Origin of the sequence: Fimbriimonas ginsengisoli Gsoil 348 (assembly GCF_000724625.1) — a bacterium.
GTDB classification, from domain to species: Bacteria; Armatimonadota; Fimbriimonadia; order Fimbriimonadales; family Fimbriimonadaceae; genus Fimbriimonas; species Fimbriimonas ginsengisoli.
Map to the genome: position 1 here is coordinate 207,915 of NZ_CP007139.1, position 14,449 is coordinate 222,363.

Consider the following 14,449-nt stretch of genomic DNA (forward strand, 5'->3'; position numbering starts at 1 on the left):
CAGGCGGGTTGAGGGCCTTCAGGCTTCGGCGAATAGGTCACGGACGGTTTTATAGGATAAGAACAGCCGCAGCGGATTCACGGTTGAGGGGATCATGTCGAACTTTTCATAGAACCGCTTGGCTTCCTCATCCTTTGCATCTACTACAAAGAGGCGAACGGGAGCCGCTCCGGATTCCATTACGGCCCATGTCCTACGAATTGCGTCCACGAAGAGCGAACGTCCGAGACCTTTCCCTTGCACCGACCGGTCGACGGCAAATCGCGCCATAAGCACTGCCGGTATGGTGCTGGGCATCCCTCGTCCCAGTTTCTTTGGCGACTCTTCTTGTCTGACTGAGACGAATGTAAGCGTGTAATATCCGACGACACGGAGCCCGCTCGCCACTACGTAAGTGCGGGAGAGCATCGCGTTCTGCTTATCTAATGCGTGAAGTCGCAGAAAGTCGTTCAACTGAGGCTTGCCGCAGTCGAACAGGGAAGTTTGGTGGCCATCTCGTATCGGGACGGGCGGGCTAAGCTCGATCATCCCAAACCGGTGTCTTTTTCAGGGCCTCGCGGAGGTGGGGCGTGGGACTCGCTTCGTCCATTAGGGACGCGAGCCATCGATACTCTTCCGCAGAGACGGTAACCACCGCCTCTGCGGCAATTACCTGCTCTGCCTCGCGTAGAGAGGCTTGAAGCACAAACTGACTGACGTTCATATGCCTCGCCAGCGCGGCTTGGGCAAGGACCGCCTTCTGGTCGGCACTCGTCCGAATTGAAAGTCGATCTTCTTTCCCGTTCGAGGCTAGGTGTGACATCGCAGGTTCAATTGTATCACCAACGTACACCCACTGGCAAGGGGAAACATGGATCCATCGGCTGGAAACCAGTGCTACGACCGGAACCTCCACCCCCAACCCCCCTCCTCCTCCCGTTCGCGATCTGCGGTGTCGAAATATGGGACACGGTAACCGCGACGGCAAGAGGAGGGGGCTCCGGAGAGGTTGGCAAAACCTGCGCGGATGGTGTAAGGTGTATGTAACCGTGAGTTCACACGTCGTCGCGAGCAAGGTTCAGGTCCGGGATACCAAGGTGTCCGGGCTTCTGCTTGCGTCTCTATCCCTAATTATTCTAGGCATTACCACTTAAACCTGGGAAGACACGACGACACTCGAAAGAATGAAAGAAGGCCTTCCTGGGAAACCGGGAAGGCCTTCTCTGCTTTAAGGGCTCGCAGATGCGCCCGCCGAGCAAAAGAGGTGAACGAAAGGAAGGATACGCGCCGACAACGCCGTCGGCTCTCAAGGTCCGAGGATGGACCGGGAGCGAATACGAACGATGGAACGATCTGGTGCGCAAGTAGTGATGGAAGCGTTGGTACGCCAAGGGGTAGACACCCTGTTCGGCTACCCCGGCGGCGTGGTGCTGCCGCTGTACGACGAGATGTTGAATTGGCCGCAGGTCCGGCACGTGCTCGTGCGACACGAGCAATGTGCGGCCCACATGGCCGACGGTTATGCTCGGGCCACGAACCGGGTCGGAGTCTGCCTCGCCACGAGCGGGCCGGGCGCCACGAACCTAGTGACCGGCATCGCCACCGCGATCATGGACTCGGTTCCGATGGTCGTGCTTACCGGCAACGTCAACTCGTGGGCGATCGGCAAGGATGCGTTCCAGGAGACCGACATCCAGGGGATCACGATCCCGATCACTAAGCACAACTACCTCGTGACCAACGTTCACGATCTGCCGTACGTGCTGGAAGAGGCTTTCTTCCTCGCCAACACCGGACGCAAAGGGCCGGTGCTCGTCGACATCCCCAAGGACGTCTTCATCGCCAAAACGGCCATCCCGTTCCCTGAGCGCGTCGTCCGCCGCGGCTATTCCCTGCCCGGCAACCCCTGCGCCGACGAGATCGCGGAAGCCGTGCGTTTGCTCCAAGAAGCCGAGCGGCCGGTCGTCATCTCCGGCGCCGGAGTCGTATGGTCGGAGACCTCTCACCTCATCCGGGAGCTCGCCGAGAAGGCGGACGTGCCGATCATCAACTCGCTCCTGGGCCTCGGCACCATCCCGCGCGACGATCCTCGCTCGATGGGAATGATGGGGATGCACGGGGAAGCTTCGGCGACTATCGCCGTGCAAAACGCGGACCTCGTTATCGGCATCGGCAACCGGTTCGACGACCGGCTGACCGGCAAGACGGCCGGCTTCGCGCCGAAAGCGAAGATCGTCCACTTCGATATCGATCCGAGCGAGTTCGGCAAGAGCGTCGATACGTTCCACACCGTCACCGGCGATCTCGCGCAAACCCTTGCTGCGTTCGTTGCCGCCGTACCCCGCAAGACGCACGAAGGGTGGTGGAAACAGCTTCGCGCGTGGCAAGAGGAGTTCCCGATCGTCGTACCGGAGGACGGGCGGTTCCTTTCTCGCACGGTTTTGCACGCGCTGAACAAGGCGACGGACGGACGGGCGATCGTCAGCACCGATGTCGGGCAGCACCAGATGTGGACGGCGCAGCTCTACCGCTTCCGCGAGCCGAAGAACTGGCTCTCCAGCGGCGGCCTCGGAACGATGGGGTTTGGCCTCCCCGCCGCCATGGGCGCGAAATTCGCACGGCCGGAGGAAGAGGTTTGGGCGGTGGTGGGCGACGGTGGCTTCCAGATGACGCTGCAAGAGCTCCAGACCGCGGTCGAGAATAACCTGAACGTTAAGATCTGCCTGCTCAACAACGGATACCTCGGCATGGTCCGGCAGTGGCAGGAGCTGTTCTACGACAACCGCTACAGCCACGTGGCGATGGGCTCGCCCGACTACGGCAAGCTCGCGGACGCCTATGGGGTCGCGTTCTTCCGCTGCTCGCGGGCCGAAGATCTGGAAGCCACGTTCGCGGCGGCGAGAGCTCATCAGGGTCCGACCCTGTGCGAGTTCGTCGTCGAGATGGAGGAGAACGTCTTCCCGATGGTCGCCGCCGGCGCCACCAACGACAGCCTGGTCATGGATCCGGCCCTGAAGCAGTTCGCGGAGGCGAAGAAATGAAAGAGTACGGCTTTGTAAGTTGGCCCTTTTTGGACGAGAGTGGCACGGGCAGCTTGCCCGTGTGTATCTCGGGCGGCTCGCCCGAGCAATACGAATTCCACGCGCAAGCTGCGCGTGATACCCACGGGCGGGCCGCCCGTGCCACGGCTGAGTGGGAAGAGTACGAGGAGATCGCAGCGTGAGTAAACGACAACACACCATCACCGCCTTGGTTCAGAACGAGGCGGGGACGCTTAACCGCCTCGTCTCTCTCTTCCGCCGCCGCGGGTTCTCGCTCGCCTCGCTCAACGCCGGGGATTGCGAGCAGCCCGGCTTTTCGCGCCTCACCCTTGTGGTCGAAGGGGACGACAACACTCTCAACCAGTGCCTTCGCCAGCTCGAGAAGCTGATCGATGTGGTCGAGGTCGCCGACGTTCAGCCGGAGGATGCGGTCGAGCGCGAACTCGCGCTCGTTCGGGTGAAACCGACGCCGGAGCAGCGCGATTCCGTCTTCCGAATCGCCTCCGAGTTCAACGCCCGGACGCCAAGGGCGTCGGAAAAAGGATATGTCGTGGAGGTTTCGACCAGTCCGGCCGAGATCGAACGGCTGATCCAGGCGCTAACCCCATTTGGCATGGGCGAGGTGGTCCGGTCCGGCTTGGTCGCGATGCGGGTCTAATCTTCGCACATGGTGGTAGGAATCATTTGGGCAATCTTGGCCGGTGCAATGTGCGCCGGCGTCGTCGGCGTATTCGGCTGGGCGATCCCTTCGATGCGGCAAGCCGGGCAACCGATCCCGGTCTCGGTCTTCATCTTGGGCGCCGTCCAGATCGCGCTCGTCTTTGGCGCAGCCTACGCCTCCTACCACTCCTCCAACGATTTTCTCGCCCCTCTGACCGCGTTGCTCCTTGGCACCGTCTTCGGCGCTCGCCTGGTCATCGTTCTGAAGAAACGTCTTCCCCAAATCTAATCCATGGCAACCATCTATTACGAAAAAGACATTCATCCCGAGCTCATCAAGTCGAGCAAGGTCGCGGTCGTCGGTTACGGCTCTCAAGGGCATGCCCACGCACAGAATCTCCGCGACTCGGGGGTCGAGGTCGTCGTCGCCCTCTACCCGGGGAGCAAGAGTCGGGCGAAGGCGGAAGGGGACGGGTTCTGCGTGATGAACGTCCCGGAGGCTACCGACTGGGCCGATGTGATCATGTTCTGCACCCCCGACGTGCCGATGAGCAAGATCTACAACGACGGCGTCGCACCGAGACTACGCGACGGGCAGCTACTACTATTCGCCCACGGTCTGAACATCCACTTCGGCCTCATCGAACCGCCGAAGAACGTCGATGTCGCGATGGTGGCTCCGAAGGGTCCCGGTCACCGGCTGCGCGCGGAATACGTCGGCGGCGCGGGGATGCCGGCCCTCGTAGCGGTTCATCAGGACGCGACGGGTCAGGCGAAGGAGAGGGCGCTCGCCTACGCTTGGGGCATCGGCTCGGGCAAAGCCGGCGTTCTGGAAACGACGTTCAAAGAGGAGACTGAGACGGACCTATTCGGTGAGCAGGCCGTGCTGTGCGGCGGCCTCTCGGCACTTATCAAGGCCGGATTTGAGACGCTCGTGGACGCGGGCTACCAGCCGGAAGCGGCCTACTTCGAGTGCCTCCACGAGACCAAGCTCATCGTCGACCTCCTCTACGAAGGCGGCCTCAACTACATGCGCTATTCGATCTCGGACACGGCCGAGTGGGGCGACTACACCGCCGGTCCGAAGGTAATCAACTCTCAGAGCCGGGAAGCGATGAACGGTTTGCTCAAGGATATCCAGGACGGCACCTTCGCCAAACGCTGGATCGAGGAGAACGAAGCCGGCCTGCCGAACATGAAGCGGTACCGCGAGGAGGAGTCGAAGCACCCGATCGAAGAAGTCGGCAAACGCCTGCGCGCGATGATGCCGTTCTTGAAGACGAAGGAGGTGCCGGTCTAGGGCACACGGTGTTGGGCCGAAGTTCACGTGGACTGTGGCTTGTAGCTTGTGGACCGAGGGGACGTATGGGTCGAATGGGATACATGAGACTCATATCGGCCAGATGTCCTATTCGTCCCATTAGAAGAGGTAAGGCCTCAGGCTAGGAACACCGCAACACCATGGCACTCCCCATTCTCGCTCCGGTTCTCAAGGACTTCGCCGTTGACGCTGCCGTCAAGGCGGGTCGGGCCCTTTGGTCGCAGCTTCCCTGGGGGAAGGACAAGGCGCGGGTCGATGCGGTGGAAAGTCGCATTCGCAGATTGGCGGCGGATGCGGCCGACCTCGCACGTAATCTCAGCGACGAGTCTTACGAGGCGGGGATCGAGCGCCTTCTTAACCAGTTTCAGAAGGATTTGGGTGGATTCGGCCTCACCGCACGTGAGGCCGAGGAGCTGACGGAGGTTGAGCGCGACCAGATCCGCGCCACGATCCTGGAACCTGCCCGCGAGCGGCGGCAGACCCTCAGATGGCTCGAGGAGTTGGAAAAGCGGGTTAAGGAGAGCGAGTCGGCCATCGCCGGCCACGGCACGACTTCCGAGCGCCTGACCTCGCTGGAACGGCAGGTCACGAACCTAAGAATCGCCCTTGCCGTCGCCCTCTCACTCGCTACCATCGCCACCCTTCTCAGCATCCTCTTTTTCACCCGCCGATAACCGATGTTAGACCCTTACTCGTCTCCGGACAAAATGCGCGCCGAGTGCCAAACGAGGCGCCTTTCCCGCTTGGAGGGACCTTGCCCTTGCAAACACCGAAGCAGGACAAGTGAGTCGAGGACCGCGCACCAAATTCAGCAACAACGGTCTGGCCTGCGAGAACCCTCTCCCTTTCCCGAGGGGGAGGGCAGGGTGGCGGAGACCATCGACGTCAAAAGATTAGATCGCTCCTTCAGGGCTCAGGGTCATGGCTGTTTTCCACCAGGATTACGCTCCGCTCCACCCTTCGCTTTAGGAGGTCGCCCGTTCCGGGCTAACGCTGGCGAAGATCGGTTTGGGCTCATCAAGCAAAGGCCACTCGCCGACCACGGGAGCGCGGGCGTCCCCGCCCGCAACTCGGACCGCAGGCGTCTCGCCCGCCAGGGGCTCCGGTAATGCCACAGCCACTCGTAGAGACCGGAGATTCATCGGCTGGGAGCCGATGCTACGGGGCGCTTTTGGAGATGCGCGACGTCACCGTCGTGCGAGATGGACGGATTGCCCTCGACTCCGTCTCTCTCACCATCGAGCGAGGCGAGAACGTTGCGATCCTCGGGCCGAACGGTTGCGGCAAGTCGACCCTCGTTAAGCTCATCGACCGGGAGCTCTATCCCAGGGCCGACCACGGATCGATGCGAATTCTTGGCCGCCAGCGTTGGAATGTAACCGAGCTAAGGAAAGAGCTGGGGATCGTCACGAACGACCTACAGGCGCAAATCCTGCCAGAGACTTCGGTCCTCGACGCAGTCGTCGCCGGGTTCCAGGGCAAGCTCGGCGTGTACTACGACGAGGGAACGCCCGAGCGGCTCGCAGCAGCCCAGGCGGCGCTAGTGGCGGCGGAGGCGGCCCACCTATCGGATCGAGTCTTCGGCGCGCTCTCGTCGGGAGAGGCGCGGCGGGTTTTGATTGCCCGGGCGCTCGCCCACGACCCGGGTTCCCTTCTTCTCGACGAGCCGACGACCAGCCTCGATCTGGTAAGCGCCCACGCCCTTCTGGAGACGTTGCGACGGACCGGCAAAGGGCTCGTGCTCGTCACTCACCACCTTGAAGAGATCATCCCGGAGATCGACCGGGTCGTCCTGCTGAAGGCGGGTCGAATCCTCGCCGATGGACCCCGTCGGGAAGTGATGACGAGCCAAAACCTCTCTCAGCTCTTCTGCACCGACATCGTTCTCCAAGGGGATGGCCCCTATTCCGCCCAGGTGCGAAGATGAACACCACCGAAATCTCCCCTCGCGAATACCTGCGCCGCATGCGCTCCTCGGCGGTGTACAACGTCGCCGTTCGCTCGCCACTCGACCTCTGCCCAGTCCTGTCGCGGCGGCTTGGGAACCGGGTCCTCCTTAAGCGAGAAGACCAGCAGCCGGTGTTCTCGTTCAAGCTTCGCGGCGCGTACAACATGATGGCCAGGCTGGATGCGTCCGCTCTCGAGCAGGGCGTGGTGGCGGCGTCGGCCGGTAATCATGCGCAGGGCGTGGCGCTGGCCGCCCAGCACCTGGGCGCTCACGCCGTCATCGTGGTTCCCCGCACCGCTCCCGAGATCAAGCAAGAGGCGATTCGCCGTCTGGGCGCGGAGCTGGTTCTGCACGGCGATTCGTACGACGAGGCTTACGCGCACGCTCGGCAGCTCGAACGCGAGCGTGGTCTCACGTTCGTTCATCCGTACGACCATCCTGACGTCATCGCCGGCCAGGGGACGGTGGGGCTCGAAATCGACGAGCAGCATTCGGGAAGGATCGACGCGGTCTTCGTCCCCGTTGGCGGCGGCGGGCTGGTCGCCGGGGTGGCGCTCGCGCTTAAGCAGCTTCGCCCGGACGTCAAAATCGTCGGGGTGGAGCCCGAAGACAGCGATGCCCTCCACCGTTCGCTCGCCGCGGACGAGAGGATCACGCTGGAGCGGGTCGGTCTCTTCGCGGACGGCGTCGCCGTCCGCACGCCGGGCGAGGAGACGTTCCGGATCGCCCGGGATTGGGTCGACGCGGTGGAGGTGGTCTCCAACGACGCGATCTGCGCCGCCGTTAAGGAGATTTTCGAAGATCGCCGGGCGGTGTTAGAACCAGCGGGGGCGCTCGCATATGCCGGGTTGCGATCGTACGCGGAGCGGCTCGGTCTTCGCGAGCACACCCTGATCGCCATCGCCTCGGGGGCGAACCTCAACTTCGACCGACTTCGGACCATCGCTGAGCGGGCTCAAATCGGCGAGCAGCACGAGGCGGTGCTTGCCGTCACCATCCCCGAGCGTCCCGGGGCGTTCCGACAATTATGCGGAGCGCTCGGAGATCGGAGCGTCACCGAGTTCAATTACCGGATGGGGAACGCCGACGAAGCCGCGGTGTTCGTGGGAATCCAGGTTCGGGACTCGGCGGAACGGGCCGCCCTCATCGACCAGCTTTCGGAAGGGGGATACGCCTCTCTCGATCTAACTGACGATGAGATCGCCAAGACTCACGTTCGCCACATGGTCGGCGGCCGTTGCGCGGCCGCCACCAACGAGCGGGTTTTCCACTTCGATTTCCCCGAGCGCACCGGTGCGCTCGCCGAATTCTTGGACCGGCTCCACGGCGCGTGGAACATCTCCCTCTTTCACTACCGAAACCACGGGGCCGAACGGGGACGCGTACTCTGCGGCATCCAAGTACCTCCCGAGACGAACGCCGCCTTCAACGACTTCCTCGCCGAAGTCGGCTACGGCTTCACCGAGCAAACCGATTCGCAAGTTCTAAGGTTGTTCTTGGGAAGATAGCCTATGTGAAAAGGGTTCGCCCGTTTAGACCAAGGTTGATCTGAACGGGATCGCCGGGCGGGCGGTCCAATTATCTATAAGCGCTTCGGCGTTGAGGAGGAACGAGATGAAGAATGCTCTGAAACTCTTCATCGGCGCGTGCCTGGCGACATGCGCCTTTCAGGCTCAAGCCCAGTCCCTGATCCAAAACGGCAGCTTCGACGACGGTAACGGCGCGCCGGCCACGCTCGAGACCCCGGGGCAAGCCACCGCTTCGAACGCTCCCGGATGGGACGTCATTTCGGGCGACGGGCCGGTGTTCACCGAACTTTCGCCTACGGGCTATGGCGGCGCGGGCGAATCATCGATCGTGGTCTACGACAAGGGTCAAGGCGGCGGGATCGCCCAACAGATTACGAGCGACGCTCCGTTCCTGCGGGTAACCGCCGATGTGTTCGTTCAGTACGGCAGCGTATCGCTCGGCACCGCCAGCGCGAGCGGCGAAACGACGACCGTCGGCTCGACCGATCGCACTGGTCAATGGGTCACGCTGACCAACGTGGTCCCGAACACCGGCCTTCCGACCGAGGTTCAAGTGGTCTCCACCGATCCGAATGGGTCGGCCTTCGCAGTTGACAACGTAACGGTCGAGCCGGTCTACGAATCGAACGCGGACGCCGTCTATCCAATCGACTACTCGGTACCGGACGTCATGCCGGCTTACGGATGGTCGGCCCCGATGTATCCGACGCAAATTCCGCTCTCCGGCTCCATCTTCTTCGACCCGAACCGGATGGATTTTTCGTCGCTGTACAACTCGGCGATGACCTATGATGCCAATCAAGTCGGATGGGACAACATGCTGACCGCCCCGTTGCCGAGTTCACCGAACCTGGCCTGGGCGCCGTAGTAACTCCGGAGCGCTCATGCCAAACTCTTTGGCATGAGCGCATTCGATCCTCGTCATAAATCCCGAACCATCACCGAAGGACCCGATAAGACCGCGAACCGGGCGATGCTGCGGGCGATGGGACTGGGTGACCAGGATATGCGCCAGCCTTGGATCGGCGTCGCTACGGTTTGGAGCGAGGCGACTCCCTGCAACGTAAATCTCGACGTCCAAGGGCTTCGGGTCGCGGAGGCAATCAAGACTCAGGGCGCCACTCCCCGGCGCTTCAACACGATCTCGGTCAGCGATGGTATCGCGATGGGACACGAGGGGATGAAGGCGTCCCTCGTCTCTCGCGAGGTCATCGCCGACTCCGTCGAGCTGATGATGCGCGGGCACTGCTACGACGGGCTCGTCGGAGTCGCCGGGTGCGATAAGAGCCTGCCCGGGATGCTTATGGCGATGGCCCGCCTCGACGTTCCCAGCGTTTTCCTCTACGGCGGGACCATTATGCCGGGCCGGTTCAAAGATAAGGACGTCACCATCCAGGACGCTTTCGAGGCGGCCGGCGCTTACGCTGCGGGGAAGATCGACAGCGACGAGCTACATGCGGTGGAATGCGCCGTCTGCCCCGGAGCCGGGGCGTGCGGCGGCCAATACACCGCGAACACGATGGCATGCGTAGCCGAGGCGCTTGGGATGGCGGTTCTTGGCTCGGGCGCCCCTCCGGCCGAATCGAAGGAGCGCGAAGCGTGGCTGGTACGCGTCGGCGAAGCCGCCGTAAACGCGCTGAACAAAGGGATCCTTCCCAGCCAGATCCTCACGAAGGAAGCATTCGAAAACGCGATCGCCATCGGCGCCGCCACCGGCGGGTCGACCAACGTCGCGTTGCACATTCCCGCCATCGCCCACGAACTCGGGATCGAAATCACGCTCGACGACGTCGCCCGGATCTCCGCCCGCACTCCCACACTCGCCGACCTCCGCCCCGGCGGCAAGTATGTGATGCTCGATCTGTACAAGGTCGGAGGGGTGCCCGCTGTACTCAGGGCGATGCTCGACGCGGGAGTGCTCCACGGGCATTGTCTGACCGTAACCGGCAAGACGCTGGCCGAGGAGCTGGAAGGGATCGTGGTGCCGCCAGGGCAGGACGTGGTTCGCACGCTCGCGAACCCGGTCGACACCCACGGCGGCTTCGCGATCGTTCGCGGCAACCTCGCTCCCGACGGGGGCGTGGTCAAGACCACGGGGGTTAAGAAACTCCGCCAAACCGGCCCCGCTCGATGCTTCGATCGGGAAGAGGATGCCATGGCCGCCGTTCAGCGAAGGGAAATCCAGTCGGGCGACGTGGTGGTGATCCGATATGAAGGGCCGAGAGGCGGCCCCGGAATGCGGGAGATGCTCGGCGTCACGTCCGCCATCGTCGGCCAAGGGCTTGGTTACGAAGTGGCGCTCCTCACCGACGGCCGTTTTTCGGGGGCCACACGCGGGCTTATGGTCGGCCATGTCGGTCCGGAGGCCCAAGAGGGGGGACCGATCGCACTCGTGCGGGACGGCGACCTTATCACCGTCGATGCGGAAAAGGGGGAGCTCAGCGTCGCCCTCTCCGATGAGGAGCTGGCCGCTCGCCACGCCGCGTGGAGCGCACCCGCGCCTCAGTACACGCGAGGAGCACTGGCCAAATACGCCCGTATCGTGGGGCCAGCCTGCCGGGGCGCGGTTACGGATAATCCGTAGCCGTTACACTTTGCCGAGGCGAGGGATCGTTGGGGAGGGGAATTTCCCTCTGTTCTTTCCTTACGATCCCCATCTGCACCAGCCGAGGCCCGAAAACGCGGCCCATCGCGAGCGGTAGCTTTTGGCCGCGGGTGAACATCGCTCCGTCAACGCAGCAGTCCGAAGCGATGACGACGTAGGTCGCGCTGGCTCCGGTTCCCATAAGGTTGTTTTACTATCCTTATCTGCTATTCCTTTGACGTTAATTATATGTAGCGCTGGACGCTACATATAAAAAAATTGAACGTCCGAGCTAGATCCGTCGCCAAAAGAACACCCATGGGTAAGGAACGCATTCTCGCCATCGGGACCTCGGCCGGCGGGGTAGAAGCGCTTTCACGTTTGGTGGCAAAGCTGCCGAACGATCTAAATGCGGCCGTTCTCATCGTTCTTCACCTGCCGGAGAACGCGACCAGCGTGCTGCCCGAGATCCTGAGCCGGCGGGGAAATCTGAAAGCCAAGCGTGGGGAAGACGGAGAAAGGATCCGCACCGGCCAAATCTATGTGGCTCCGCCGGGGAAGCACATGGTAGTTCACGACGGGCGGCTGCACCTCGTCGTTGGGCCTCGTGAAAACGGAAACCGGCCTGCCATCGATCCGCTCTTTCGGACGGTCGCGCGAAGCCACGGGCCGGCGGCTATCGGTCTGCTGCTCACCGGCCTCTTGGACGACGGAACGATCGGCATGGCGGCGATCAAGCGCTTCGGCGGAATCACCATCGCTCAAGACCCGCACGATGCGATGTTCGGCGACATGCCTCGGAACGCCATCCAAACGGTCGGAGTCGATTACGTGCTCTCTTTGGAAGAGATCGGTCCCAAGATACGTGAGCTCGTCGAACAACCGGTCCCCTGGGAGAAAGAGATCGACATGCCGGATCAAACCGAACTGAACCTGTCTGAGCTCGAGGACTTGGAGAACACGGGACGACCTTCCCCTTTCGTCTGTCCGGAGTGCCAGGGCACTTTGTTTGAGCTATACGAGGATGGTATCAGCCATTATTGCTGCCGCGTCGGCCACAGCTACTTGCAGGAGTCGTTGGCACAGGAACAGGAAGAGGTTTTAGAAGCCGCCCTCTGGACCGCCCTCCGCGCCGTGAAGGAGCACAACGCGCTCCTCGAAAGAATGGCGACGAGAGCGGAGAGTAAGGGATTCCAAATTTCGGCGAGGAACTTTCGGTCGAAGATAGACGAGGGGAAGAGTCAAATGGAGCTGCTAAGCCGCGCGCTCGGACTTACCCGCGGACGTCATGCTCCTTCCGAAGTCTGAGCGCTCCGGTCGCGTTCGAATCCCTATCCTCATTTTTCTTTCAGTAAAAAGAACGACTCGCCTTTGATACTTGGTTTAGTAGACTGATGTCGTGATAGAAAGAACCACGCCTACCGCCGACTTTGAGAGGCTTCTGGTTTATCTCAAGTCCACCCGCGGATTTGACTTCTCTGCCTACAAACGAACCACCCTTCAGCGCCGCGGGCAAAAGCGGATGCAAATCGTCGGCTCCGCGTCGTATTCCGAGTACCTAGACTATCTTGAGGTCCATCCCGACGAGTTTCAGGACCTTTTCAACACGATTCTCATCAACGTCACCGCCTTTTTTCGAGACCCCGAGGCGTGGGAATACCTGGCCGCCGAGATCATTCCCCAGTTGTTGGCCACGAAGACGCCGGATGAGCAGATCCGCGTGTGGGTCGCCGGCTGCGCTTCGGGCGAAGAGGCTTACTCGATCTCGATGCTTTTGGCCGAGGCGATGGGAATCCAGGCCTTTCGCGAGCGTGTAAAGATTTACGCGACCGATCTGGACGACGATGCTTTGTCGACCTGCCGCAGCGCTTTCTATTCCGAGCGCGACGTCCAGGCCATTCCGCCCGAGTTCGTGAAGAAATACTTCGAGGCGGTGAACGACCGCCTCGTCTTCGACCGCGATCTGCGCCGCTCGATCATCTTTGGTCGCCACGATCTGATCCAAGACGCCCCGATCTCACGCGTGGACCTACTTCTTTGCCGGAATACCTTGATGTATTTCAACGCGGAAACGCAGGAGCGAATCTTGGCTCGTTTCCACTTCGCGCTCACCGACGGGGGATTTCTGTTCCTCGGCAAGGCCGAAACCCTGCTCACCCACACGAACCTTTTCGTGCCGGTCGACCTGAAGAATCAAATCTTCTCCCGGGTTGGAAAGACGCGTTTTCGCGATCGGATGCACATGCTGGCAGCCCCTACCGGCGACTACCTTCCCCGCTTCGAGCCGGCTTCCACCAATCGCCTACGCGATGCGGCTCTCGACTCGGGCTGAGTCGCGCAGATTGCCCTGGACGTAGGCGGAAGGCTGGCCGTCGCCAATGAACGGGCGCGGACGACGTTGGCGATCGGCAACCGGGACCTCGGGAAAGCTTTTCAAGATCTGGACATCTCCTTCCGTCCGGCCGAGCTGCGGTCCGGTATCGAACAGGCGGGCCTCCAGCGGCGGCCGATCGTTCATAAGGACGTAGCCTGGACGAAGATCACCGGCGAAACCGTGGTGCTCGACATCACGATCACGCCACTGGAAACCGACTCGGGCGACTTCGTTGGCACGAGCATCGCTTTCGAAGACGTCACTCAAAACAAGCTTCTCCAAAACGAGCTGCTGAATTTCAACCAGGAGTTGGAGACGGCCTATGAAGAGGTCCAATCGACAAACGAGGAGCTGCAAACCACCAACGAGGAGCTGCAATCGACGGTGGAAGAGCTCGAAACCACCAACGAGGAATTGCAAAGCACCAACGAAGAGTTGGAAACGATGAACGAGGAATTGCAGGCGGCGAACGAAGAACTCGAAACGATCAACGACGAATTACGGAAGCGGAGCAACGAACTAAATCGCGCCAACTCATTCTTAGAATCGATTCTCGCCGGCTTGCGGGACGGCGTTATCGTCTTGGATCACGACCTCCATGTCTTGGCTTGGAATCACCGTTCGGAGGACCTGTGGGGAATACGGAGAGAGGAGGCGGCCGGCAAGCATCTTCTCAATTTGGATATTGGCCTCCCTCTCGAGCAGCTCCGCCAGCCGATCCGGGCTTGCCTTGCTACCAAGGAACCCCAGTCGATTACGGTCGACGCCATCAACCGTAGAGGGCGCCCTCTAAATTGTCAGGTCACATTTAGCCCGCTCTTCAGCCACGCGGGCCAGCAGGCCGGGGTGATCGTCCTAACCGCCTGTAACGGCACGTAGCGTTTCAACGTACACAGTTTCGTCTACAGTCCTCCTCCTTTGGCCGGATTATAGTGATGTAGTCCCACCCTCAGCGAGGCGAAGGATGGGTGCGGTGGCGGGGAGGCCCCCTCTAGCCCAATTCCCACGCCGCA

The 14,449-nt window shown here is 61.6% G+C and carries 15 protein-coding genes; 12 read left to right on the forward strand and 3 right to left on the reverse strand.

Annotation, left to right across the window (positions count from 1 at the left end):
* Positions 1-18: 18 nt before the first annotated feature.
* A complete protein-coding gene (locus OP10G_RS01020) occupies positions 19-528 on the reverse strand; it encodes a GNAT family N-acetyltransferase (protein ID WP_038472296.1) in 510 nt (169 codons plus the stop codon).
* Entirely contained in the window at positions 515-802 is a 288-nt protein-coding gene (locus tag OP10G_RS01025) for a type II toxin-antitoxin system TacA family antitoxin (RefSeq protein ID WP_025227751.1), read from the reverse strand. The genes OP10G_RS01020 and OP10G_RS01025 overlap by 14 nt, the downstream gene beginning before the upstream one ends.
* 520 nt (positions 803-1,322) lie before the next feature.
* Between OP10G_RS01025 and ilvB the strand changes: the two genes are divergently transcribed.
* The 9 genes from ilvB to ilvD all read left to right on the forward strand — a co-directional run bounded on the left by ilvB (position 1,323) and on the right by ilvD (position 11,062).
* Positions 1,323-3,020, forward strand: coding sequence for a biosynthetic-type acetolactate synthase large subunit (gene ilvB, locus OP10G_RS01030; protein WP_025227750.1), 1,698 nt, complete (start codon positions 1,323-1,325; stop codon positions 3,018-3,020).
* Positions 3,021-3,198: 178 nt separating this feature from the next.
* Positions 3,199-3,678 (forward strand): acetolactate synthase small subunit, encoded by a 480-nt coding sequence (gene ilvN, locus OP10G_RS01040; protein WP_025227748.1) that lies wholly within the window; start codon positions 3,199-3,201, stop codon positions 3,676-3,678.
* 9 nt (positions 3,679-3,687) lie between these two features.
* Positions 3,688-3,969 (forward strand): hypothetical protein, encoded by a 282-nt coding sequence (locus OP10G_RS01045; protein ID WP_025227747.1) that lies wholly within the window; start codon positions 3,688-3,690, stop codon positions 3,967-3,969.
* A gap of 3 nt (positions 3,970-3,972) precedes the next feature.
* Positions 3,973-4,980 carry a ketol-acid reductoisomerase gene (gene ilvC, locus OP10G_RS01050; RefSeq protein WP_025227746.1) on the forward strand — a complete coding sequence of 336 codons (1,008 nt, stop codon included), beginning with the start codon at positions 3,973-3,975 and terminating at the stop codon, positions 4,978-4,980.
* Positions 4,981-5,141: 161 nt separating this feature from the next.
* Complete coding sequence (locus OP10G_RS01055) at positions 5,142-5,675, forward strand: hypothetical protein (protein WP_025227745.1); 534 nt, start codon at positions 5,142-5,144, stop codon at positions 5,673-5,675.
* Positions 5,676-6,109: 434 nt separating this feature from the next.
* The gene (locus tag OP10G_RS01060) at positions 6,110-6,928 is read left to right on the forward strand and encodes an ABC transporter ATP-binding protein (protein ID WP_025227744.1); all 819 of its coding nucleotides are present in this window, start codon (positions 6,110-6,112) and stop codon (positions 6,926-6,928) included.
* Positions 6,925-8,457, forward strand: coding sequence for a threonine ammonia-lyase, biosynthetic (ilvA, locus tag OP10G_RS01065; protein WP_038472302.1), 1,533 nt, complete (start codon positions 6,925-6,927; stop codon positions 8,455-8,457). The genes OP10G_RS01060 and ilvA overlap by 4 nt, the downstream gene beginning before the upstream one ends.
* Positions 8,458-8,563: 106 nt before the next feature.
* Positions 8,564-9,346 (forward strand): hypothetical protein, encoded by a 783-nt coding sequence (locus OP10G_RS01070; protein WP_025227742.1) that lies wholly within the window; start codon positions 8,564-8,566, stop codon positions 9,344-9,346.
* A 33-nt stretch (positions 9,347-9,379) separates the two neighbouring features.
* Complete coding sequence (gene ilvD, locus OP10G_RS01075) at positions 9,380-11,062, forward strand: dihydroxy-acid dehydratase (protein WP_025227741.1); 1,683 nt, start codon at positions 9,380-9,382, stop codon at positions 11,060-11,062.
* Here ilvD and OP10G_RS01080 read toward each other — a convergent pair.
* Positions 11,046-11,264: a hypothetical protein gene (locus OP10G_RS01080; protein WP_025227740.1), complete on the reverse strand. Its 219-nt coding sequence runs from the start codon at positions 11,262-11,264 to the stop codon at positions 11,046-11,048. The genes ilvD and OP10G_RS01080 overlap by 17 nt on opposite strands.
* A gap of 116 nt (positions 11,265-11,380) precedes the next feature.
* Between OP10G_RS01080 and OP10G_RS01085 the strand changes: the two genes are divergently transcribed.
* From OP10G_RS01085 to OP10G_RS27305, 3 genes are all read left to right on the forward strand, one after another.
* Positions 11,381-12,370, forward strand: coding sequence for a chemotaxis protein CheB (locus OP10G_RS01085; RefSeq protein WP_025227739.1), 990 nt, complete (start codon positions 11,381-11,383; stop codon positions 12,368-12,370).
* Positions 12,371-12,461: 91 nt separating this feature from the next.
* Positions 12,462-13,394 (forward strand): CheR family methyltransferase, encoded by a 933-nt coding sequence (locus OP10G_RS27300; RefSeq protein ID WP_227625026.1) that lies wholly within the window; start codon positions 12,462-12,464, stop codon positions 13,392-13,394.
* Between the two features lie 33 nt (positions 13,395-13,427).
* Positions 13,428-14,315 (forward strand): PAS domain-containing protein, encoded by an 888-nt coding sequence (locus OP10G_RS27305; RefSeq protein ID WP_338031937.1) that lies wholly within the window; start codon positions 13,428-13,430, stop codon positions 14,313-14,315.
* Positions 14,316-14,449 lie beyond the last annotated feature (134 nt).